24 protein-coding genes are annotated in these 20,392 nt (G+C 55.9%); 11 read left to right on the top strand and 13 right to left on the bottom strand.

The window, feature by feature from the left end:
• Nucleotides 1–360: 360 nt before the first annotated feature.
• The 3 genes from HQL65_04160 to efp form a co-directional block, all read right to left on the bottom strand.
• Nucleotides 361–921 carry a thioredoxin family protein gene (locus HQL65_04160; GenBank protein ID MBF0135410.1) on the bottom strand — a complete coding sequence of 187 codons (561 nt, stop codon included), beginning with the start codon at nucleotides 919–921 and terminating at the stop codon, nucleotides 361–363.
• Nucleotides 922–1,080: 159 nt separating this feature from the next.
• A complete protein-coding gene (gene genX, locus HQL65_04155) occupies nucleotides 1,081–2,094 on the bottom strand; it encodes an EF-P lysine aminoacylase GenX (protein ID MBF0135409.1) in 1,014 nt (337 codons plus the stop codon).
• Entirely contained in the window at nucleotides 2,072–2,635 is a 564-nt protein-coding gene (efp, locus tag HQL65_04150; protein MBF0135408.1) for an elongation factor P, read from the bottom strand. Before efp ends, genX begins: the two co-directional genes overlap by 23 nt.
• A 32-nt stretch (nucleotides 2,636–2,667) precedes the next feature.
• On the opposite strand from efp, the gene HQL65_04145 reads away from it, so the two are divergent.
• Both HQL65_04145 and HQL65_04140 read left to right on the top strand, forming a co-directional pair.
• Nucleotides 2,668–3,669, top strand: a complete 1,002-nt coding sequence (locus HQL65_04145) for a KamA family radical SAM protein (GenBank protein ID MBF0135407.1) — start codon at nucleotides 2,668–2,670, stop codon at nucleotides 3,667–3,669.
• Nucleotides 3,670–3,835: 166 nt separating this feature from the next.
• On the top strand, nucleotides 3,836–4,147 hold the full coding sequence (locus HQL65_04140; GenBank protein ID MBF0135406.1) for a HigA family addiction module antidote protein: 312 nt from the start codon (nucleotides 3,836–3,838) through the stop codon (nucleotides 4,145–4,147).
• Between the two features lie 21 nt (nucleotides 4,148–4,168).
• Here the strand turns inward: HQL65_04140 and HQL65_04135 are convergent, their stop codons facing one another.
• A complete protein-coding gene (locus tag HQL65_04135) occupies nucleotides 4,169–6,094 on the bottom strand; it encodes an AAA family ATPase (GenBank protein MBF0135405.1) in 1,926 nt (641 codons plus the stop codon).
• 48 nt (nucleotides 6,095–6,142) lie between these two features.
• A complete protein-coding gene (locus HQL65_04130; protein MBF0135404.1) occupies nucleotides 6,143–7,828 on the bottom strand; it encodes a zinc-ribbon domain-containing protein in 1,686 nt (561 codons plus the stop codon).
• 207 nt (nucleotides 7,829–8,035) lie between these two features.
• On the opposite strand from HQL65_04130, the gene ftsE reads away from it, so the two are divergent.
• The 3 genes from ftsE to gcvH all read left to right on the top strand — a co-directional run bounded on the left by ftsE (nucleotide 8,036) and on the right by gcvH (nucleotide 10,200).
• Nucleotides 8,036–8,722 carry a cell division ATP-binding protein FtsE gene (ftsE, locus tag HQL65_04125; protein MBF0135403.1) on the top strand — a complete coding sequence of 229 codons (687 nt, stop codon included), beginning with the start codon at nucleotides 8,036–8,038 and terminating at the stop codon, nucleotides 8,720–8,722.
• Nucleotides 8,719–9,714, top strand: a complete 996-nt coding sequence (locus HQL65_04120) for an ABC transporter permease (protein ID MBF0135402.1) — start codon at nucleotides 8,719–8,721, stop codon at nucleotides 9,712–9,714. Before ftsE ends, HQL65_04120 begins: the two co-directional genes overlap by 4 nt.
• Nucleotides 9,715–9,807: 93 nt before the next feature.
• A complete protein-coding gene (gene gcvH / locus HQL65_04115; protein MBF0135401.1) occupies nucleotides 9,808–10,200 on the top strand; it encodes a glycine cleavage system protein GcvH in 393 nt (130 codons plus the stop codon).
• Nucleotides 10,201–10,310: 110 nt separating this feature from the next.
• Here the strand turns inward: gcvH and HQL65_04110 are convergent, their stop codons facing one another.
• The 5 genes from HQL65_04110 to HQL65_04090 form a co-directional block, all read right to left on the bottom strand.
• Nucleotides 10,311–10,703 (bottom strand): type II toxin-antitoxin system VapC family toxin, encoded by a 393-nt coding sequence (locus tag HQL65_04110; GenBank protein MBF0135400.1) that lies wholly within the window; start codon nucleotides 10,701–10,703, stop codon nucleotides 10,311–10,313.
• On the bottom strand, nucleotides 10,703–10,981 hold the full coding sequence (locus HQL65_04105; protein MBF0135399.1) for a hypothetical protein: 279 nt from the start codon (nucleotides 10,979–10,981) through the stop codon (nucleotides 10,703–10,705). Before HQL65_04105 ends, HQL65_04110 begins: the two co-directional genes overlap by 1 nt.
• Nucleotides 10,982–11,066: 85 nt before the next feature.
• Nucleotides 11,067–11,258, bottom strand: a complete 192-nt coding sequence (locus tag HQL65_04100) for a hypothetical protein (protein MBF0135398.1) — start codon at nucleotides 11,256–11,258, stop codon at nucleotides 11,067–11,069.
• A 202-nt stretch (nucleotides 11,259–11,460) separates the two neighbouring features.
• Nucleotides 11,461–11,868 carry a DUF2281 domain-containing protein gene (locus tag HQL65_04095; protein MBF0135397.1) on the bottom strand — a complete coding sequence of 136 codons (408 nt, stop codon included), beginning with the start codon at nucleotides 11,866–11,868 and terminating at the stop codon, nucleotides 11,461–11,463.
• A gap of 206 nt (nucleotides 11,869–12,074) precedes the next feature.
• Nucleotides 12,075–13,421, bottom strand: a complete 1,347-nt coding sequence (locus tag HQL65_04090) for an AmpG family muropeptide MFS transporter (protein ID MBF0135396.1) — start codon at nucleotides 13,419–13,421, stop codon at nucleotides 12,075–12,077.
• 88 nt (nucleotides 13,422–13,509) lie between these two features.
• Between HQL65_04090 and queA the strand changes: the two genes are divergently transcribed.
• From queA to HQL65_04060, 6 genes are all read left to right on the top strand, one after another.
• On the top strand, nucleotides 13,510–14,571 hold the full coding sequence (queA, locus tag HQL65_04085) for a tRNA preQ1(34) S-adenosylmethionine ribosyltransferase-isomerase QueA (protein ID MBF0135395.1): 1,062 nt from the start codon (nucleotides 13,510–13,512) through the stop codon (nucleotides 14,569–14,571).
• 2 nt (nucleotides 14,572–14,573) lie between these two features.
• Nucleotides 14,574–15,704: a tRNA guanosine(34) transglycosylase Tgt gene (gene tgt / locus HQL65_04080; GenBank protein ID MBF0135394.1), complete on the top strand. Its 1,131-nt coding sequence runs from the start codon at nucleotides 14,574–14,576 to the stop codon at nucleotides 15,702–15,704.
• Nucleotides 15,705–15,807: 103 nt separating this feature from the next.
• Nucleotides 15,808–16,092 carry a BrnT family toxin gene (locus HQL65_04075; protein MBF0135393.1) on the top strand — a complete coding sequence of 95 codons (285 nt, stop codon included), beginning with the start codon at nucleotides 15,808–15,810 and terminating at the stop codon, nucleotides 16,090–16,092.
• Nucleotides 16,064–16,348 carry a BrnA antitoxin family protein gene (locus HQL65_04070; protein MBF0135392.1) on the top strand — a complete coding sequence of 95 codons (285 nt, stop codon included), beginning with the start codon at nucleotides 16,064–16,066 and terminating at the stop codon, nucleotides 16,346–16,348. The genes HQL65_04075 and HQL65_04070 overlap by 29 nt, the downstream gene beginning before the upstream one ends.
• 93 nt (nucleotides 16,349–16,441) lie before the next feature.
• Complete coding sequence (locus HQL65_04065) at nucleotides 16,442–16,621, top strand: DUF4160 domain-containing protein (GenBank protein ID MBF0135391.1); 180 nt, start codon at nucleotides 16,442–16,444, stop codon at nucleotides 16,619–16,621.
• Nucleotides 16,593–16,853, top strand: a complete 261-nt coding sequence (locus tag HQL65_04060) for a DUF2442 domain-containing protein (GenBank protein MBF0135390.1) — start codon at nucleotides 16,593–16,595, stop codon at nucleotides 16,851–16,853. The genes HQL65_04065 and HQL65_04060 overlap by 29 nt, the downstream gene beginning before the upstream one ends.
• 31 nt (nucleotides 16,854–16,884) lie before the next feature.
• Here the strand turns inward: HQL65_04060 and waaF are convergent, their stop codons facing one another.
• From waaF to rfaE1, 3 genes are read right to left on the bottom strand one after another with little or no spacing between them, the layout of a single operon-like run.
• Nucleotides 16,885–17,955 (bottom strand): lipopolysaccharide heptosyltransferase II, encoded by a 1,071-nt coding sequence (gene waaF / locus HQL65_04055; GenBank protein MBF0135389.1) that lies wholly within the window; start codon nucleotides 17,953–17,955, stop codon nucleotides 16,885–16,887.
• Entirely contained in the window at nucleotides 17,928–18,875 is a 948-nt protein-coding gene (rfaD, locus tag HQL65_04050) for an ADP-glyceromanno-heptose 6-epimerase (GenBank protein ID MBF0135388.1), read from the bottom strand. The genes waaF and rfaD overlap by 28 nt, the downstream gene beginning before the upstream one ends.
• Nucleotides 18,876–18,878: 3 nt before the next feature.
• Nucleotides 18,879–20,366 (bottom strand): D-glycero-beta-D-manno-heptose-7-phosphate kinase, encoded by a 1,488-nt coding sequence (gene rfaE1 / locus HQL65_04045; GenBank protein ID MBF0135387.1) that lies wholly within the window; start codon nucleotides 20,364–20,366, stop codon nucleotides 18,879–18,881.
• Nucleotides 20,367–20,392 lie beyond the last annotated feature (26 nt).

The raw sequence follows: 20,392 nt of genomic DNA, 5'->3' as shown, positions 1-20,392 counted from the left end.
CAGGAGGAAGGGCTGTGCCCTTCCTCTTGGCGGGGTTTGGGGCGGAGCCCCAATAGAATCTTCTTTTCCAATTTTTTTTATCCGAGGGTTAATAGACAGCCTCTCAGACACACATGTCCAAAATGTGATGATCCAGAATCTTGACGCCGTCATAAAGCAGGCATGTAAAACCCGCATGATGCCAAACAAAACCCAATCGAACCACCATCGACTCATCGGGAATGCGAAATTCAGGCCGAAGAACCCGATGGGAGACCAACTGCGCAGGGATTCATTTCGGCATGACGAAAAACGGTCCTCTGGAGCGCGATGCATGGTCACCCGGAGAGTACAGTCCGGTTTCGGGACGGTGACCTTTGGCTAGAGGGTTCCCCCTTTCCACTTGATGCTGCATCCCATGGAGGGGTTCTGGATGGGGGAGGGGTTGCGACCATCGAGCAGCATCAGGATGGCCTCTTTCAATTCCTGACGCCGCACAGCCAGGGGATCGCGTGGCGAGTCGTCGAAGCGACCGCGATATTGCAGGTGCCGTGCGGCATCGTATACAAATAAATCAGGGGTGCAGACGGCACCATAGGCCAGGGCAACCTCCTGGGTTGCATCGAAAAGATAGGGAAAGGGATAATTTTTTTCCCTGGCCCGTTGTTGCATGTGGGCGAAATCATCCTGGGGATAATTGACGGTGTCGTTGCTGCTGATGGCCACAAACTGCACTTTATCGGGCTGGAGTTCCCGTGCCAGGGCGATCAGACGCGCCTCGACGGATTGCACATAGGGGCAGTGGTTGCAAATGAACATGACGACCAGGACCAGGGCATCCTGGTAGTCGTCCAGGGAGTGATCTTGTCCATCCACGCCCGGCAACAAAAAATCGGGGGCCAGGGATCCCAATTCACCCGGTGGTGTGTGCAGCAAGACCATGGTATTTCCTCCTCGATTGCAGCCATTGCCAATTCCTGTTCCTGTCTGGACCACGTCCATTTTGAAACAGGGATTTTTCCGGTCTTTTCATGATTTCAATTCACGTCACGTTTCTGTCTGGACTGCGTCCATTTTGAAACAGGGATATTTCCGGTCTTTTCATATCCGATCACCGGGAAAAGCGAGTACCTGCTGAATATTTTCCAGGCCCAGGGTCAGGGTGACCAGCCGGTCAATTCCCAGGGCAACCCCGGCACATGCGGGCAGGCCATGTTCCAGAGCGGTCAGAAAAAATTCATCCATTGGCAAGGGTGCGAGTCCGGCGGCCAGACGTTGTTGATTGGCTTGTTCCAGACGATCCCTTTGTTCCCGGGAATCGGTCAACTCCTGGTAGCCATTGGCCAGTTCCACGCCATCGACATACAGTTCGCAGCGCAGGGCGACGGGCGGTGGTCCGGGATGAATCTGGGCCATGGCTGCCCGGCTGGCCGGAAAATGGGTGACGAATACCAGGCCATTTTCCCGCACCAGAGCCGGTTCGATCAATTCGACGAGCAGCAGGTCGAGCAGACCATCCTTGTCCAGGGTGGTGGTTGGCGAGGCGGTGCGGGCCATGAGTTCTTCTCGCGTGACCACGAACGGATCCAGGTGGGCATAGTGTATGAACAATTCACGCCACGTCAAAGAGCGGGCAGGGGGAGAATAAATGAAACATCCCACCAGCTCTTCCACCTCGGCCATCAGATCGGCCAGACTCCAACCTGGTCGGTACCACTCCAGCATGGTGAATTCCGGATTGTGCCAGGGTCCGGATTCATCGGCCCGGAAGACCCGGCAAATCTGGAAAACGGGTCCATAACCGGCGGCCACCAGACGCTTCATGGCGGCTTCCGGGGAGGTATGCAGGAAACCGCCGGCACAGGGGATAGGTTCCAGATGAGGTTCCGGAACCATCCCGTGCGCCAGCAGGGGGGTTTCCACCTCCAGCATCTCCCGTTCGGTAAAAAAACGCCGGATTTCCGAGAGAATGCGCGCCCGTTCGACCAGAATCTGCCGCTGGGCGGCGGGGTGCCATTTTTGGGCATCCGGTTTGGGTTCCAGAGGGGGTGGTCGCGTATGTCCGGTTCGATTCACCGGAGGAGACCCTTCTTCAGCCCTTGGCCCGTTCCACATATTCGGAGGTGCGGGTATCCACTTTGATGCGCTCCTCCTGGTTGATGAACAACGGTACCTTGACAATGACCCCGGTTTCCAGGGTGGCCGGTTTGGTCGCACCGGAGACGGTATCTCCCTTGATGCCAGGCTCGCAATGAACGATGGTCAGGGTGACGAACGGTGGGGCCTGCACCGAGATGGCCTTGCCCTGCCACAGGGTGACAGCGTAGGTTTCCTGCTCCTTGAGCCAGTTGACCGCATCGGATACTTCCGTCTCACCCAGGGCAACCTGTTCGTAGGTGGCCGGATCCATGAAGTGCCAATGATCACCGTCCTTGTAGAGAAACTGCATGTCCTTATCGACCACATCTGCCTTGGCAACGGTTTCACTGGATTTATAGGTGCGGTCGATCACCCGACCATCCATGAGATTTTTGATGCGAATTTTGGTGAAGGCCTGTCCCTTGCCGGGTTTGACGAACTGGGCGGAAACAATGATCCACGGCTGACCGTCGATCTCCACGCGGCTTCCGTTGCGCAACTGGTTGTGGGTCAGCATGACATCCTCTTTGAAAACAGGTTATAGGCAGCATGACAATTCAAAAGGCAAAGCAGTATAACCGATTTTCTTCCGCAGAGCATCCTTCTCTCCCAAGCGAGGGTGTCGGTGCCGATCTGTTGGTCAATCCAGAAGCCTGGGCGGGACCGGTCCCTGACCATGCGGTCCGGGAAGCCCAGCGACGCTATCCGATGCGTTTTCCGCAAGCCTTTCTTGCCGGTGTGGTTCGGGATGATCCTGCGGATCCTTTATGGCGGCAAGGATACCCGACTGCCGAGGAGCTGCTTGAGGTGCCGGGTTTCAGCGCCGATCCGCTTCTGGAAGCCGGACATATGGTCATTCCCGGCCTGATCCAGAAGTATCCAGACCGGGTTTTGTTGCTTGTTGCCGATGCCTGCGCGATTCACTGTCGATTTTGTTTTCGCCGGCACCGTCGCGTCCATGCCATCCGGGATTGGCAACCGATCCTGGAAAAAATCGGTCAGGACGACCGCATTCACGAGGTGATCTATTCGGGGGGTGACCCTTTGATGGTCGGCGACCAGGATCTGGCACGGTGGACTCGTGATCTGGCTGGAATTTCCCATGTGCGTCGTCTCCGGATTCATTCACGCCTGCCGGTTGCCAGGCCGGAGCGGATCACCGACCATTTTTTGACCTGGCTCACCTCCACCCGTCTGCAACCCATCCTGGTCGTGCATGTCAACCATCCCGCCGAACTGAGTCTGCCGGCCCGTCTGGCCTTGCAACGCATCGTCAGCAACGGCATTCCACTCCTCAGCCAATCCGTTTTGCTCAAGGGCGTCAACGATTCTGCTCCCATTCTGGCAGAACTGTATACCAGTCTCGTCGATCTGGGGGTCATGCCCTACTATCTGCACCTGCTCGACCCGGTAGCCGGGGCCGCGCATTTCCAGGTGTCACGCACACAGGGCATTCATCTGTTGAATATTTTGCGGGAAATGGTGCCCGGTTATGCGGTTCCCCGGCTGGTCCGGGAAAATCCGAATGGCAGTGGGAAGGAGATTCTTTAGGCAAAAAAAAACGCATGCAAAGACGGGTGGAATCATTGTTTTGTTGCAGATGGAAAACAGATTGTTTACCATCAAGGCCATGATCAAGACCTTTGCCGATAAAAAGAGCGCGGCCATTGAGGAACAAGGCATGCCCATCCATATGGAAGATGTGATTCACCTGGATATGGCTGACGTTGCCACGGCAGAACGCATCGCTCCTGTTCATCCCGGGGCGTTTTTACAGGAGATCATGGCCGAACTGAAAATGAGCCAATACCGGTTGGCCAAGGCTGTGGGTGTCTCAGCCATGCAGATCAGCCATATCCTTCATGCGCGTCGTCCGGTAACCGCAGAGATGGCTTTGCGCCTGGGGCTTTTTTTTGATCAGTCACCGGAATATTGGCTAGGCCTGCAAACCCAGTACGACATGGAAACGGCCAAGAATCGGCTTCTTGAGCGATTGCAAACCGAAATCATCCCGCTGCATGCGGCATGAATGGCTGACACGATTCTGACGTCATCCACTGACCCTGGCGTTGCGGTGAATCTTGTCCCGGGCCTGTTTCAGGGGGATCACAAGGGGGTTGTTGGTTTTGAGGGTGGCGGGCAGGCGGTTGATCAGGGCACTGGCTTCTTGCTGGCTGTTGAACTCGTCCAGATAGATGAGCAGACGATGATCGCGTAACCGCACGACGTTCAGTCGTCTGGCAGCGATCTGCGGATCCAGGCCGGCGATGATTTTTTCCAGGGTGGCGTATCCGTCATCCTGCGTCAGTTGCATCAACTGAATGGTAAAATGGGTCTCCTCGCTGGTTTCGATCCAGATATGCGAGGCGATGATTTTGTCTGCCAGGGGATCTTCCTTTTTCAGGAAGGGGTAGTTTTGTTTCGGGTCCATATCATACTTTTGGACCGCCTGCTCCTGGGGACGGATGGCATCCATCGATGCCAGCATGAATTCGTCCGCGACTTTTTTTTCGAACTCCTTTTTTTCAGCTTCCGGCGTCGAGGTTGCAGATTTTTGTTCTGCGACTGGTTGTCCGGCAGCTTTCAGTTCTGCTGTTTTTTGTTCGGCTGTTTTTTGCCCGGAAGGTTTCTGTCCGGAAGGTTTTTGTTCAACGGATTTCTGTTCAGGGGATTTTTGTTGCACAGCTTTTTGTTCCACAGATTTCTGCTCGGGGAATTTTTGTTCCGCGACTTTTTGTTCCGCAGATTTCTGCTCGGGGAATTTTTGTTCCGAAACTTTTTGTTCTGCGGCTTTCATCTCGGGTGACTTTTGTTCCGAAACTTTTTGTTCCGCAGATTTCTGCCCAGGTTTGTCTTGTACGGGGGGGGTATGCCCCCCCATTTTTTCGATTTTTTCCTGCTCCAGCCTGGGTACAGGCGACTCAGGCACATATCTGGCGGCACTCTGGGTCTGGGATGGTGGCAGGGCCTGTGAAATCCGCGCCATGGAATTGGCATTCATTTTCAGACGCTCTTCCAGGGGGATATCTGTTCCCATCCGGGGGATGGTTCCTGAACGGGAAGTGTTGCCCCAGGAGTGAAGCACCGTACCACTGACAATCAGGGTTGCCAGACCACTCGCCACCAGGATCGGACGCATCCAGAGTGACAAGGATGCGAAAAAATCTGTTGAAAATTCGCTGGACGCCATTGCGGAACGGATGTGTCGGGACCGTACCATCCGGGAAGAGTCGGTAAACGCCGCCACCAACGCCTTGTGTGCCAGAACGTTGATCCGTCGAATGCCACCCCTGGATGTCTGATATAAACCGCGAACTGCCCCATTGGTAAATATTTTTCCATCGGGGTGACCGGTGGCTTCCAGACGATGTTGCAGGTAGAGACCTGTCTCTTTCCGGGTCAGGGGGGGCAGATGCAGACTCGTTGTGATGCGTTCGCGCAGGTGCCGGTTTTCATGGGCGGCGAGGGTCTGGTCCAGCTCCGGTTGGCCGAACAGAACGATCTGGAACAGTTTTGTCCTGGAGGTTTCAAAATTGCTCAACAGGCGCAGCTCTTCCAGGGAGGCCATGGACATGCTCTGGGCCTCCTCGACCAATACCAGGGCATGGCGTCCATTCCGGTGCAGATCAACCAGATGATTAAGCAGAATATGCTGATCCGCCCAGCGGTTTCCGGATGGATTGGGCGTCACCCGCAATTCTCGCAATACGGTCGCAACAATTTGTTCCGGCGGAATGTTGGGATTCAGCAGGATGGCCACATCCACGGTTTTGGGCAGACGATGGCATAAAATCCGACAGAGCATGGTCTTGCCACTGCCCACTTCTCCCACCACCTTGATGATGCCTTCACCGGATTGGATGGCATGCAGGAGCATCTCCAGGATTTTTTCCCGCTCTCCGCCGTTGAAAAACAGATCCGTATCTGGTGTCAAGGAAAATGGATGACGTTGCAACCCAAAATGATTCAGATACATGGCTCATCCACCGTGTTCATGAAAAGTGTATGTGGTAACACAAGGCACTCAATGTGAAGCGGACCCCTTTTGCGCAGCATGATCTTTGGTGTCCTTGGTGTCTTTGGTGTCCTTGGTATTCTTGGTATCTTTGGTGTCCTTGGTTTTCTTGTCGGTTGACTCGGTGGTCTCATCGATATCCACCCGATAGCGAACCGTGGCCTCGGAAGGATGGAGGAATATGGCCTGAAAACCGATTTCTTCTCCAGCCTTGATGGTGGGTATGGTTTTGACCTGTTTGGTGTCCGACTGAAGATCAACCATGATGCGTAATGAGTCATCACTGATATCAAGATCACTCTCTTTCAGCACCCGTCCCGGAATGATCCGGACGGCATGGAGCGGTTTGTTATCCTTGTCAAGCAGGGAGATGCGCACGGCACGCGCTTTTTGGCCGGTTTTGGTTGTATTGCGCAATTTGCCATTCAAAAGCAGCATCTCCTCCCCATCTCTGGTGGAACGCCATTGGCTCTCGACAGAGGCAAGATGCACATCATTGCGGATGGAATAAATGTGATACTCGAACCATTCGGTTCTTGCCAGCATGCCGAAAATCCAGATGCCACTCAAAAACAGGGCGGTCCAGAAAAGAATTTTTTGTATTTGCGGGGTTTCAAAGGGAAGCCGGGATGCGGGTTCGAGGTCCTCCTCGGCATCCGCCAAATTTTCGTCAATCTCTGGCTCGGCATCCGGGGTCGCGGTTGCTTTCGAGAACAGCCCGGCCTTTTTGGCAACAGGCGGGTCTCGCGGCGGGATTTCATCCAAATCCCCTTGCTCATCCAGCAACGCTACCTGCTTGGATGATACCGAGGTTTCTTCATCCAGATTGACCTCTTCATACTTTGACAAATCCAAGTCGGCTCGGGTCAGTTCTTCTTCTTCACGGCCATCGGCAGCCCGATCCTTGTCGTCTGGAAAATTGTCCAGGTCGATTTCCTTGATATCTTCCCCGGTGTGGAGTTCGGAAGACAAATCATCAAAGACCGGTTCCTGTCCCTCGTCACTCCCATCAATTCCTCGGTCTCTTTTGACATCGCCAGAGAGTTGACTCAGGACAGTGGCAACATCTTCCTCATCCTCAACCTCTGCATCTTCAGCCTTCATTTCATCCAGCAGGGACTCCAGGCTTTTTTCTTCACTCCCGGCCTGGGTTGTCTGCGGTTTGGCAAGCGGGTCCTCTTCGTCCAAAGGCAGATCGTCCACATCGTTCAAGTCAAAGTCACCGACATTCAGATCCGGTGTACCTTCCAGATCCGTATCCATGTCCAGTTTGACATCCGCCTCGTCGAGTTTGAAATCATCTTCGGATTCAAGGACAGAGCCGGATTCGGCCTGCACATCCCGATCCACGTCCGGGGATGGCTCAGGATTCAAATCCAGGTCTGGATCTGCAAGTTCTTCTTCTGTTTCACTCTGTTTTGGTGCTTCGGGTGAGGAAAGATCTTCCGGATCCGGGGCGGACCCGGCAATATCCTCCGGAGAAGAATCTGTTTCAGAAGAAGATTTTGCGTTATGCTGGAGATTTTCCGCAGTTGGTTGCGGTGTATCTGTGGCTGGCTTGCCTGCCGTGGAAGGGGGGGGCATCTGGAAGAACACATGCTTGCACATCGAGCATTTCAATTTGCGCCCGATAGGCAACAGCACCTTGTCTTCGACATCGAAACGGCTGCTACAGTTTTCACACTGAACAATCACGTCTGACTCCCAATCCCGTCAATCCCTGACACTCCCTGATCGGATAGACAATCCCTCGTTACCGCATGATGCAATCAAAAGCCGTGCCAACACTCTGCCATCTCCTTTTCCTGAACCCTGTACAGCGGCTTGAGAACAATTCGTCAGAGAGTTACCATGGGGTAAGATCCTTTGTTCAGCCATTTTGACTGCCTTGGCCATCCGATCATGATTCAGTTTCACAACGTCACCATGCGTTATCCAACCGGATACGAGGCCCTGAAAGGGGTCTCCTTTGCCCTGGCCAAGGGGTCATTCCATTTTTTGATTGGTCATTCGGGGGCCGGGAAAACCTCGATTCTCAAATTGATCTACCGGGCCGAACTTCCTTCGGAAGGGACCGTGGTGGTGGGAGGACGCAATGTCGAACGCCTGACATCCAGACAGATTCCGGCCTTGCGACGCAGCATTGGTGTCATTTTCCAGGATTATAAGCTGTTGTATGACCGCACTGTTTACGAAAATATTGCCCTGGCCATGGAGGTGGCAGGTCGTGAACCGGCCAAGATACCCGGGCAGGTGGTGCGTACCCTGGAGTATGTCGGTCTGAAAGAACGCATGCATCAGAATCCGATTTCCTTGTCAGGTGGCGAACAGCAGCGCGTGGCCATTGCCCGTGCCATTGTCAATCGACCGCCGCTGGTCATTGCCGACGAACCCACCGGCAATCTCGATAAAGGCATGGGGCGGCGCATTCTGGCCCTGTTCCAGGCCCTGCACCAGCAGGGTACTACCATTCTGGTGGTGACCCACGATATTGATCTTGCTTATGAATTGGGGCATCCGCACATTGAGATGGAAAATGGTCGCCTGCTGAACGTTCCCCCTTCGGCCCAGCCGGAGGCACGCTCTTGACCGACAGCCCCAAACAACCTGTCGGTGCCGACGCTGCCCTTGCTGCCAGGGAACGCAAAGGCGCAACGACGCTGCCGGTCGATCATCCCCCCGTCACGAGTGGTTTTCACCGGCGTGCCCTGCGGCGGGCCTGGCGGCAGTTTCATGAAGGGTCTCTTTCCCATTGGACCACCGCCATGGTGATTGCCATTTCCTTGACCATTTTTGGCACCCTGACCCTGTTGCTGACCAACGCCGATACCCTTTTGAGTCGTTGGCAAGGCGATAATCTGATCACCCTCTATACCAAAACCGGTGTTCCCGTCGCCCAGGTGACCCAGATGTACGACCGTCTGGCGGGCAACACCCTGGTGGATTCGGTCACCCTCCGCATCGTATCCCCGGAGATGGCCCTGACCCGGTTGAAAAAAATGCTCGATACCGAAGCCGGCCTGCTGGACCAGTTGGATGACAATCCGCTTCCCTACACCATCGAATTCAAGCTGACCCGCCAAAATTTTCAACATGCCAGCCAGATGGCTCATGAAATTCTCACCTGGCCAGGAGTTGAATCGGTCTCCTATGATCGGCAATGGGCGGAGCGTATGGCGACTGTCATTCAAGCCGTCCGCTATCTGGGCAACATTCTTTCCCTGCTGCTGCTCTCTGCCGTCACGCTGATCGTCTCCAATACGATCAAACTCACCATCATTGCCCGCAAGGATGAGATCGAAGTCATGCGCTTCATGGGTGCCACCGGCAATTTCATCAAGGCCCCATTCATCTATGAGGGGATTCTTCAGGGCGTGTTGGGAGCCGTGGTTGCCATTGGCCTGACCGGCCTGCTCCATCTGGGTGCCCTGGAGGTCGTCAGGGAGCTGGGGGCTTCCTTTGGCTTGCGGCTGGAATTGCATTTTTTACCCGTGCCGCACCTGATGTTCATTGTGTTCATTGGTATCGGTCTGGGCCTGCTGGGTGCCTTGCTTTCCCTCTCCCGTTTTTTGAAAGTTTGAGTTTCGCTTGCGTTTTGGCGCAAAAACGGGTCAAATGAGGCATCAAACAGGCTGCATTGTCCTCAACAACATTCAATCGTACAGGATGCTTTCATGATTTCCACGCCCCCTGATCTCAAATATACCCAAGAACACGAATGGGGCCGCTCCGAGGGGGGAGAAGTGGTGGTGGGTATCACCCAGTATGCCGCCCAACAGCTTGGCGACGTTGTTTTCGTCGAGCTTCCCAAACCGGGTACCACGCTGACCGCCCAGGCCCCTTTCGGCGTGGTGGAATCGGTCAAATCCGTCTCGGATCTCTTCGCTCCCCTCTCCGGTACCGTGACCGCCATCAATGAAAATCTGGTCAGCGCCCCGGAAAAAGTCAACGAAGATCCCTATGGTGCCGGATGGATGATTCGCATCCGCCCCGCCGACCCGAAACAGTTGGATCAGCTCCTGACTGCGTCAGCCTACCAGGCCCTGTTGGCGCAATCCGGCCACTAAAAAGGCTGTCCAAAAACATGCCAGTTTCGGAAATGCAAATGGAAAACCGGGAGAAGGTCCAGGAGGAACGGGAGTTTCTGGACGGCCTCCATGGCTCAACTCTCTGTGGATCACGCAAGAGATCCTGTGCCTGCGGCGACACCGCCGAATGGATCATGAACGACCAAGCCTGAAACCCATGAAAAATCCTTGATGTTGCGCGTCCAGAGATCCATGCCATGTTCCAGTGCGGATGCTGCAATAATGGCGTCTCCCAGCCCCATACGTCGTTGTTGTCGCAGGAGAATCGATCTATCCACGATGGTGTCGGTGATCGGGAGGATGGCCACGGCAGCAAACATTTTTTCGAGATATCGTTCATGTTCGTGCGTCAGGCGATGATAGCCAAGGGTCTCGATCCGGCTGATCACCGACGCCGATACCAATTGTTCCAGGATGTTGTTACGTAAGAAACTATGCCCTGGAAGGGATGCATAGATCAAAATATTGCTATCCAGGAGAATCATTCTTCCTCCCTGCCGGGTAGGGTGCGATCCCGACGTGCTTCCTTCTGCCACTCCAGGGGATCACCAAAAATCTTGCCGATACCTTTTTCTGCCATTTCTTCCAAGATGGCCGCCAGTTGGGTACCATTGGGAATCTCTCGCTTGACATCGGACACATGACTCGGTGTTTGTTCGTTGATCAAGGTGATGATCACTCGCGCCCTGACCGGACCCGGTGTATCGCCGATCCAGGTCAATTGACCATGGTCGTAGATGGCTTCGTAGCTGGGCAGCATGCTTGTTTCTCCCTCTTTGCAAATTGCGATCTGCTTGTTTTGATCGCCAAGCTTTTGTAGGTCGTGACGACAATCCCAAGGATTACTATAAATTCTCCTCAAAATGGAATGGATCGATAACACGCAAACTGGCAATGGCGGAAAAATCAGACACGTTGCGCGTTATCAACGGCAGGGACAGTTCAAGAGCCGTAGCGGCAATGATGGCGTCAGGCACTTTCAACCGACGATATTGTTGTTTCAAAATAATGGTTCTTTCCAGAACAGGCTCAGTCAACCCGATCTCGGTCAGGCTGCCAAGTAAATGGGGTGCGGCACGCTTTTTCTCGTTTGGCGCAGGATATCCCAGGACCTCAATGCGCGTGATGACCGAAAATGCGTCTCTCTCTCTTGTATTCCCAGCAAGACCAAACGGTTACCGCTCGGAGGTAACGAATTGTTGAGAAAATAGATCAAGGTATTGCTGTCAAACAAGGATTTCATGGTATTTCTTCTGCTTCACCCCAATCCGCAATACGTTGTCGTTTGATCAAGGCGTCGGTTTCCTCCACGGTCCGATGGCCCCACGCGCCGCAGACGTTTTCCATAATCCATTTGATTTCATCCGCACTGGGCGGCTGCCGGGAAAGAACCACACGGTCATACAGTTCCTCCCGGCTCATGGGCTGCATGTCCCCATATTCGTTGGCCACCTGGGCACGCAACGCCGCCAGGGGACCGGAAAATTCCACACGCTTCTCTTCTGCGGGTATTTCACCACCAGGAACGGGCTTTGTACCGGTTGACGCACGGTGACGTGCTGTGAGAAATTCGACAAAATCAAAAACTTCCAATTGTTTCTCGGGGGGAAGTGTCTGCAACTTTTCCAGCAATTCAGCGTTACCCATGTCTGTTCTCCCGATTGTTGACATCAACCCGTCTGCATGGTGATCAGCATTTTGACCAGTCTAGCAATATTTGCCTTGATCTCATATGCGGATCGCATACGCTGTCGTCAATTCAGCGTGAACGATCCATTTTGGCAGGCATACCCCAGGTGTTCAATCCTGCGACCGGGCATGTGCTGGGCATGCACAAGGTGCGTGACTGCCATTCAGGTTTTGGTTTTTGGTTCCTGGGGGAAGTGGCGCAGCATCCACATCAGGAGTACCATACCCGGCAGGGCTGCCACGGTCGTCAGGAAAAAAAACGGCCCCCAACTCATTTTGTCGGCCAGAAACCCGCCCCAGGAGGCGAGAATCGTGCGCCCGAAGGCCATGAATGAGGAGAGCAGGGCATACTGGGTTGCCGTATAGGCGACGTTGCACAGGCTGGAAAGATAGGCCACCAGGGCCGCAGAACCCATGCCGCCACTCAGGTTTTCGATGCCGATGGTCAGGGCCAGGATGGTCAAATCCCGTCCGGCCAGGGCGAGCCAGACGAACATGAGGTTGGAAACCATTTGCAGGATGCCACAATACAGCAGCGAAACCATGATGCCCCAGCGATGCACCATGAAGCCGCCGATGACGGAACCCACAAGCGTGGCAATCAGGCCGAAAATTTTGGTCAGATTGGCAATTTCTATTTTGCTGAACTGAAGATCGATATAAAAAGGTCCGGTCATGACCCCGGCCAGGGCATCACCCAATTTATAAAGCAGGATGAACATCAAGACCGCCAACCACCCGCGCCGTGTCAAAAAATCGGCCAGGGGGGCGACCACGGCCACCGAGAGCCAGCGTACCAGGGCAACCCAGCGTCCTTCCTGTCGCAGGTGCCTGCCGAGAGCAGAGTCGATCCTGTTTTCCTGCTGGCGGGATTCCGGTTCCATGGTTCGCACGGGTTCGGGATTGACCAGGATGGTCACGATGCCCACGGCCATGCAAACCGCCATGACGGCATAGGTGACCCACCAGCCGAAATAGGTTGCCAGATACAGGGCACCGGCCCCCGAGACGAGCATGCCCATGCGATAGCCCAGGACAATCATTGCCGCGCCGGCCCCGTATTGGGATTTGTCGAGAATTTCCACCCGGTAGGCATCGATGACAATGTCCTGGCTGGCGGAAAGGAAGGCAACCGCCAGGGCCAGCAAGGCCGTCAGACGCGGATCATGGGCCGGATTGGCACTGCCGAGACCCAATATGGCCAGGGCCAGCAATATCTGGATACAGAGCGCCCAGCCACGGCGTTGTCCCCAGCGGGCGGTAAAAAACGGCATGGGCAGGCGATCCAGCAGGGGTGCCCAAAGAAATTTTACCGTATAAGGGGCACTCGCCAGGGCAAACAGGCCGATGGTGGATTTGGCAACTCCGGCCTCCATCAACCACAGGGAGAGGGTTCCAAAGGTCAGGGCCAGGGGAAGGCCACTGGAAAAGCCCAGAAAAAATATGGCCATGACCCGTGGATGGCCATACACGTCCAGGGTTTTTCGCCAGGGGTTCCAGGTGATCGTCATCAGGCACGCTCGCAGTTTGAATGTGAATCAACATGACCAGCACCTGCCGAACATGAGACACTTCAGACAAAATGTAAAACCCAAAGAGATGATCCTCAATAAAAATAAAAAAATCTGGCAACTGGATGATTTTGATTACACCCTGCCTCGGGAGCGGATTGCCCAGGCTCCTGCGGAACCGCGTGATGCGGCCCGTCTCCTGGTCAGTTACCCCGACCGCCTGGATGATCGGATTTTTCATGAACTGGCCACCTTTCTGCAACCCGGTGATCTTCTGGTACAAAACGATACCCGGGTCATGCCGGCGCGTCTCGCGGGTCACCGTTCCACCGGCGGACGGGTGGAAGTTTTGTTGCTGCGTCCCACGGAGGTTGCCGGGGAGTGGCTGGCCCTGCTGGGTGCCAACAAACCCATCCGGATCGGGTGGTGCATCACGATTGCCCCCGAATTGCAGGTCGAGATTCTGGAACGCCTTGCAGGCTGTTTTCGGGTGCGTCTGGAGAGTACGACGGAGATCATGACGGCCCTCGATACCCACGGCCAGATTCCCTTGCCTCCCTACATTGCCTCGGCAGGCCGGGAGATGGACCGGGAGCGGTACCAGACACTGTTTGCCACCCAGACCGGGGCCGTGGCCGCACCCACGGCGGGTCTCCATTTTACCCTGCCGCTCCTCGAACGCCTGGAACAAGCGGGTATCGGCGTGGTGCGCCTCACCTTGCATGTGGGTCCCGGAACCTTTCAACCGGTCCGGGTCAGCGATCTGCGGCAACACGTCATGCATCGGGAGTGGTGTCGGTTGACGCCCGCCGCCGCCGAACGCATCAATGCCACCAGGACCGCCGGCGGGCGCATCATCGCCGTGGGAACCACCACGGTGCGTACCCTGGAAAAAGTGGCGGATCCGGAAGGGAATGTCCATCCGTTTACGGGGGAGACCGATCTGTTTATCCTGCCGGGGTTTCGGTTCCGGGTCGTGGATGCCATGATCACCAATTTTCACCTGCCCCGTTCCACGTTGCTCATGCTGGTGGCGGCTTTCATTGGCAAGCCGCGCCTGGATCGAATCTATGCGCATGCCATCGAGCAGGGGTATCGTTTTTACTCGTATGGTGATGCTTGCCTGCTCTTTCCGGAGATGACGACTTGACCGTGACCCCTTTCCAGTTCGAACTCCTGCACACCGATCCGTCTGGTGCCCGCCGTGGCCGTTTCCATACCCGGCATGGCTCTGTGGAGACGCCCGTTTTCATGCCTGTCGGCACCCTGGCCTCGGTCAAGGCCATGGATCCGTCTGAATTGACGGCCATGCAGGTCCAGATCATCCTGGCCAACACCTACCATCTGTTTTTGCGTCCCGGTCATGAAACCGTGGCCCGTTTGGGTGGATTGCATCGCTTCATGAACTGGTCTGGTCCCATTTTGACGGATTCCGGTGGTTTTCAGGTATTCAGCCTGGGTGCCCTGCGGACCATCACTGAAGAAGGGGTGACGTTTCGTTCGCACCTGGATGGATCGACCTGTTTTTTATCGCCGGAAATTGTCATGACCATCCAGGAGGCGTTGGGCAGTGACATCATGATGCAGTTCGATGAGTGTCCACCATACCCCGCCGAACGCGATTATGTGGCCAGATCGATGGAACTCTCCCTGCGTTGGGGAAAGCGTTGCCTGGCGGCACGCTCCGACTCGGCAACCCCTGGTGCCTTGTTCGGCATTGTCCAGGGTGGCGTCCATGCCGACCTGCGGCGGGCCTCTGCTGCCGCTTTGGTGGAGATGGAATTTGATGGCTATGCCGTGGGCGGCCTTTCGGTTGGCGAACCCCAGGAGATGATGTTGGAAGTTTTGTCCTCTCTTCCGGATTTGTTGCCTGCCCGGCGTCCCCGCTATCTGATGGGCGTGGGCAAGCCCGGCGATCTGGTGGCGGCGGTGGCGCTTGGCATCGACATGTTCGATTGCGTCCTGCCCACCCGCAACGCCCGCAACGGGCAACTCTTTGTCCAGGATGGCGTCATCAACATCAAACAGGCTCGCTATCGTGAAGACCCCAAACCTCTGGAAGAAACTTGCGGCTGTCATGCCTGCCGCAACTACAGCCGCGCCTACCTGCACCACCTGTTTCGCAACCATGAAATTCTGGGGCTGCGGCTCTTGACCCAACACAATCTTTATTTTTATACAAGTCTCATGGCACACATGCGCACGGCCATTGAAAACGATGAGTTTTCCGCCTTTCAGGCCAGATTTCAGAAAAACACGCAAGAACAAGGCTTGGAAATATAATCTTATCTTTGCGTGTTCCGGTGAATTCCCCATCCACCACTTTGGAGGTGGTGTCCAAGGAATAGTTTGACGCCTCATAGTAACTGTGCATACAGTTTGGTGTATGAAGATCACCTTTGGCCCGGATAAGAACCTGAAAAATATCCAAGAGCGAGGGCTTTCGTTCGAGGAAGCGGTCAAATTCGACTTCAGCACAGCAGATTTCGAGATTGATGCCCGTCGCGATTATGGGAGTGAGACTCGCCATATCGCTGTCGGGTATCTTGGGCATCGGCTGCATGTGTTGTGCTTTATTGAAACCATTGATGGTATTAGAATAATCAGTTTTCGCAAGGCTAACGCACGGGAGGCAAGACGACATGGAAAACCGAAAACCATTGACGGATGAAGAGGGCGAAGTCCGTGAACTGACAGCAGCGGATTTCCGGTATTTCAAGCCGGCGAATTCGTTGCCGCCGTCACTTGCACGCAAGCTGGGAGTGCGCGGTGCGCAAAAAAAAACCACCAAGGAGCGGATCACCATCCGTCTTTCACGCGAAGTGGTGGATGCATTCCGGGCAACCGGTAACGGATGGCAATCTCGTGTGGACGATGTGCTTAAAGATTGGGTGGCCACCCATGCGCCTCAATCCGAATCGCCTTGATCAACAAACCATGTTTTTTCAAGGTTTTCTCATGAGAATCATGGCTTTATTGCAAAGGCAACCACCACCTACAGTCACGAAGCCAATGAACCGATGCGTGTCCATGTGGACAAAGTGGGATGTTCCGCTAAATTTTGGCTGGCTCCCTTGCAATTACCATCAAATTTTGGTTTCTCATCCAAAGATCTGGCCGAGCTGGGAAGGATAATCCAGGAAAATCGAAATTTTTTGGTGGAGATATGGAATGGGTATTTTGGCTCTGCGGGCAGATAAACGAGTCAGATATGTTGGGGTGACCAACGATACCATCCAGGTTGATTTGATGGATGGACGTTCTGTCATGGTTCCTTTGGCATGGTTTCCCCGACTTCTCCAGGCAACACCCGAACAACGCAATAAATGGGCGCTTTGTGGCGGTGGATATGGAATTCATTGGGAAGAGATTGACGAGGATTTGAGCGTTGCAGGACTGTTGCGCGGGGCACCGGCACCGCAAAATCCATAACCCTTGGATTCTGAAGGAAAAGAGTGCGTTTTTATTCAATCAGCAACTGATCCAGAGCCGTTGCCACATCCGCAGGAGTGATGCGGCGCAGGCAGTCGATGTGCCCCAGGGGACAGCGTCGCCGCCAACAGGGAGAGCAGGGCAGGTTCAGGGTCAGAATGCGAATTCTGGTGCCGAGGGGTGGGGTGTGGGTGGGATCCGAAGAGCCGAACAGGGCCAGGACGGGGAGATTCAAGGCGGCGGCCACATGCATCAAACCCGAATCGTTGGTGACGACAGCCCGGGCCAGGGCGAGCAGATCCACGGCCTCGCCGAGTTGTGTTGTCCCGGCAAGGTTAATGACACCCGCGCCGACCTGGGCCGCAATCTGATCCCCAAGTTGTTTTTCTTTGGGGGAACCGAAGACCCAAACCTGCCAGCCGCGCAGAGAGTACTGCCGGGCCAAGGCACCATAGTGGTTGATGGGCCACTGCTTGGCCGGGCCATATTCGGCACCCGGACACAAGGCGAGTATCGGACCACGATCAAGAGACACCCCCAATGCGGCAAGATGGGGAGGGATGGCCCGTTGATTCACTCGCAGGGCGGGAAACGGGAGTGACGCAGGCAGACTCTCTTCGGAATCGAGGGCCAGGGCCACAAACCGGTCCACGGTGCGCGGGAGACGCTGGCGATCCAGGGGCCGGATATCGTTGAGCAGACCCCACCGCCACTCGCCCAAAAATCCGGTCCGGCGCGGAATTCCGGCCCAAAGTGGCACCAGGGCTGATTTCAGGGAGTTGGGAAGAAGAATGGCCTGAGCGTACCCAGCCTGGCGCAGTTGGTGTCCAAGACGATAGCGAATCCCCAGACCCAGGGCACCATGTCCCAGGGGTAACGCCAGGGCATGGCGTACTTCGGGCATGCGTTCCAGGAGGGGGCGACTCCAGGCCGGGGCCAGGACATCAATGGTTCCCTCGGGCTGCCGGGCGACCAGGACCTTGAACAGCGATTGGGCCAGCACCATGTCCCCAACCCAGGCAGGTCCCACCACGAGAATGGAACGTGCGGCAGCAGAGATGGCCGCCACCGGACCTACGCCTCCCGCAAGCGTGCCACGTATTCGCCGAGACCCTCCTCGATTGAGGTGAACGCTTTGCCGTACCCCGCCCGTCGCAGGCGGGTGATATCGGCCTCGGTAAAGTTTTGATATTTTTCCCGCAAGTTGTCGGGCATGGGTTTGTATTTGAGTTCACCCCGTCCCATGAGGACGATCAGGGTATGGACGATTTCGTTGAAACTGCGGCTCTTGCCGGTGCCGACGTTGAAGACCCCCTGTACCGGGACCCCATCGGCCAGAAAGAGATTGACATCGACGATATCGCGCACATAGACGAAATCACGCCGCTGTTCGCCATCGCCATAACCGCCGGTGCCCTGAAACAGCCAGGTGACGCCATCGTCGCGGAGCTGCCGATAACTTTGGTAGACCATGGAGGCCATGCGCCCCTTGTGTTCTTCGCGGGGACCGTAGACATTGAAATAACGCAACCCGGCCACGGTACTCTCCACGTCGGCCAGATGCCGTTCGACATAGCGGTCGAACAGCAGCTTGGAATAACCATAGATGTTCAGGGGTTCTTCGCTGGACCGTTCCTCGGTAAAGCGGATGCCGTTGCCATAGGTGGCGGCACTGGAGGCGTAGACAAAAGGAATTTCCCGCTCCACGGCAAAGTGAAACAGGAGCTTGGAATAGGAAAAATTGTTGTCCATCATGTACCGGCCATCATACTCCATGGTATCGGAGCAGGCTCCCTGATGGAAGATTCCCCGGATACGGGCATGATCGAAACGGCCTTTTTCGATGGCATCCCGAAAATCGCGCTTGTCCAGGAAATCGGAAAATTCCAGATCGACCAGGTTGCGAAATTTGGTACTCTTTTCCAGGTTGTCCACGACCAGGATGTCGTTTTCTCCCCGGAGGTTCAACCCTTCGACAATGTTGGCACCGATGAAACCGGCCCCGCCGGTGACGATATACATGGACTAGCCTCCTGATGCAGCGGTATTTTCTGCGCCGGTACGAATTCCGGCCACGATGCGACTCGTGCTGACCCCTTCGACGAGGGGCACCAGGGCCACACGGCCCCCCCAGGCACGGACTTCACGGGCACCAACGACGGTCTCTTCGGTGTAATCAGCCCCCTTGGCCAGGAAATCCGGTTGCAAGGCCTGGATCAGATGGAGGGGGGTCTCGGCGTCGAAAAGCACCACGGCATCGACAGAGGCCAGGGCTGCCAGAACCCGTGCCCGGTCTTGTTCATGGATCAGGGGGCGTTGCGGGCCTTTCAGGGCGCGCACGGAGCGATCCGTATTGAGTCCGATGATGAGATGATTGCCGAGTTGCCGTGCCCGTTCCAGGTAGGTGACATGCCCGGCATGGAGCAGATCGAAACATCCGTTCGTAAAAACGAGGCGCTCTCCCCGGGAGCGCCAAACGGCGGCCAGCTTTACGGCCTGTTCCAGGGAGAGGAGTTTTTCGGCCTGTTCCCTGCCGTGGCCATCGGCGACGATGGCGCGCAACTCTTCAAGGGTGATGGGGGTGGTGCCCACCTTGCCGACGACAATACCCGCCGCCAGATTGGCCAGATGCAGGGCATCCAGCCGAGAGAGTCCAGACGCCAAACCAGCGGTCAGGGTGGCAATGACCGTATCGCCAGCCCCGGAGACATCGAATACTTCCCGGGCCGTGGCGGGGATGCGTCGCGGGGGCAGACCCGGTTCGAGCAGGGCAATACCGCTTTCGCTCAGGGTGACGGCCAGAAAATCAACCGCCAGACGCTGCCGGAGTTGTTCCCCGGCTGCCAGAAGGGGTTCGAGGTTGCTGGTATCCAGCCCCACGGCGGCACCCAGTTCGGAGCGGTTGGGGGAGAGCGCCGTGACCCCCGCATACTTGGCGTAGGCCACCCCCTTGGGATCCACCAGGATGGGAATGCCCCTCGCTTTGGCCTGGTCGATGATCGCCCGACAGAAGGGTTCCGTCAGCAGGCCCTTGGCATAATCCGAAAGAATGATCGCCGCCGGAGGGGAATCGCCTGTCAGTTGCTGCCGGATGGCGGACAGCAATTGCTCCTGGACCGGTTCGGCGGCGGTGAGGGGTTCTTCCCGGTCCAGGCGCAGCATCTGCTGGTGGCCACCGAGGATGCGGGTTTTGGTGATGGTCGGCCACCCTTCCACGACCTGAATCAGGGAGGAATCGACGCCGGCCTGTTCCAGGGTTTGGCGGACCCGCAGACCGTTTTTGTCGTGGCCCACGAGGCCGGCCATGCGGGGGCGGACGCCCAGACGGGCGAGATTCATGGCGACATTGGCGGCACCGCCGGCCCCTTCGCTTTCGCGGGTCAGGCGGACCACCGGCACGGGTGCTTCGGGCGAGATGCGCTGGACCTGGCCCCAGAGGTAGCGGTCCAGCATCAGGTCACCCACCACAAGAATGGGGAGTTGACCAAAACCCGTGGTCAGGGTGTGCAAAATCTGGTCGCGATTCTGGAACAAGGCCG

It is taken from the genome of Magnetococcales bacterium (assembly GCA_015228935.1).
Lineage (GTDB): Bacteria > Pseudomonadota > Magnetococcia > Magnetococcales > DC0425bin3 > HA3dbin3.
This window is presented reverse-complemented; position numbering and strand designations above follow the sequence as displayed.

Excerpts from the sequence above, each read along its gene's own strand:
- HQL65_04160 (MBF0135410.1), bottom strand. The coding sequence starts at position 921 with ATGGTCTTGCTGCACACACCACCGGGTGAATTGGGATCCCTGGCCCCC.
- genX (MBF0135409.1), bottom strand. The coding sequence starts at position 2,094 with ATGTGGAACGGGCCAAGGGCTGAAGAAGGGTCTCCTCCGGTGAATCGA.
- efp (MBF0135408.1), bottom strand. The coding sequence starts at position 2,635 with ATGCTGACCCACAACCAGTTGCGCAACGGAAGCCGCGTGGAGATCGAC.
- HQL65_04145 (MBF0135407.1), top strand. The coding sequence starts at position 2,668 with ATGACAATTCAAAAGGCAAAGCAGTATAACCGATTTTCTTCCGCAGAG.
- HQL65_04140 (MBF0135406.1), top strand. The coding sequence starts at position 3,836 with ATGGCTGACGTTGCCACGGCAGAACGCATCGCTCCTGTTCATCCCGGG.
- HQL65_04135 (MBF0135405.1), bottom strand. The coding sequence starts at position 6,094 with ATGTATCTGAATCATTTTGGGTTGCAACGTCATCCATTTTCCTTGACA.
- ftsE (MBF0135403.1), top strand. The coding sequence starts at position 8,036 with ATGATTCAGTTTCACAACGTCACCATGCGTTATCCAACCGGATACGAG.
- gcvH (MBF0135401.1), top strand. The coding sequence starts at position 9,808 with ATGATTTCCACGCCCCCTGATCTCAAATATACCCAAGAACACGAATGG.
- HQL65_04105 (MBF0135399.1), bottom strand. The coding sequence starts at position 10,981 with ATGCTGCCCAGCTACGAAGCCATCTACGACCATGGTCAATTGACCTGG.
- HQL65_04095 (MBF0135397.1), bottom strand. The coding sequence starts at position 11,868 with ATGGGTAACGCTGAATTGCTGGAAAAGTTGCAGACACTTCCCCCCGAG.
- HQL65_04090 (MBF0135396.1), bottom strand. The coding sequence starts at position 13,421 with ATGACGATCACCTGGAACCCCTGGCGAAAAACCCTGGACGTGTATGGC.
- queA (MBF0135395.1), top strand. The coding sequence starts at position 13,510 with ATGATCCTCAATAAAAATAAAAAAATCTGGCAACTGGATGATTTTGAT.
- HQL65_04075 (MBF0135393.1), top strand. The coding sequence starts at position 15,808 with ATGAAGATCACCTTTGGCCCGGATAAGAACCTGAAAAATATCCAAGAG.
- HQL65_04070 (MBF0135392.1), top strand. The coding sequence starts at position 16,064 with ATGGAAAACCGAAAACCATTGACGGATGAAGAGGGCGAAGTCCGTGAA.
- HQL65_04065 (MBF0135391.1), top strand. The coding sequence starts at position 16,442 with ATGCGTGTCCATGTGGACAAAGTGGGATGTTCCGCTAAATTTTGGCTG.
- HQL65_04060 (MBF0135390.1), top strand. The coding sequence starts at position 16,593 with ATGGGTATTTTGGCTCTGCGGGCAGATAAACGAGTCAGATATGTTGGG.
- rfaD (MBF0135388.1), bottom strand. The coding sequence starts at position 18,875 with ATGTATATCGTCACCGGCGGGGCCGGTTTCATCGGTGCCAACATTGTC.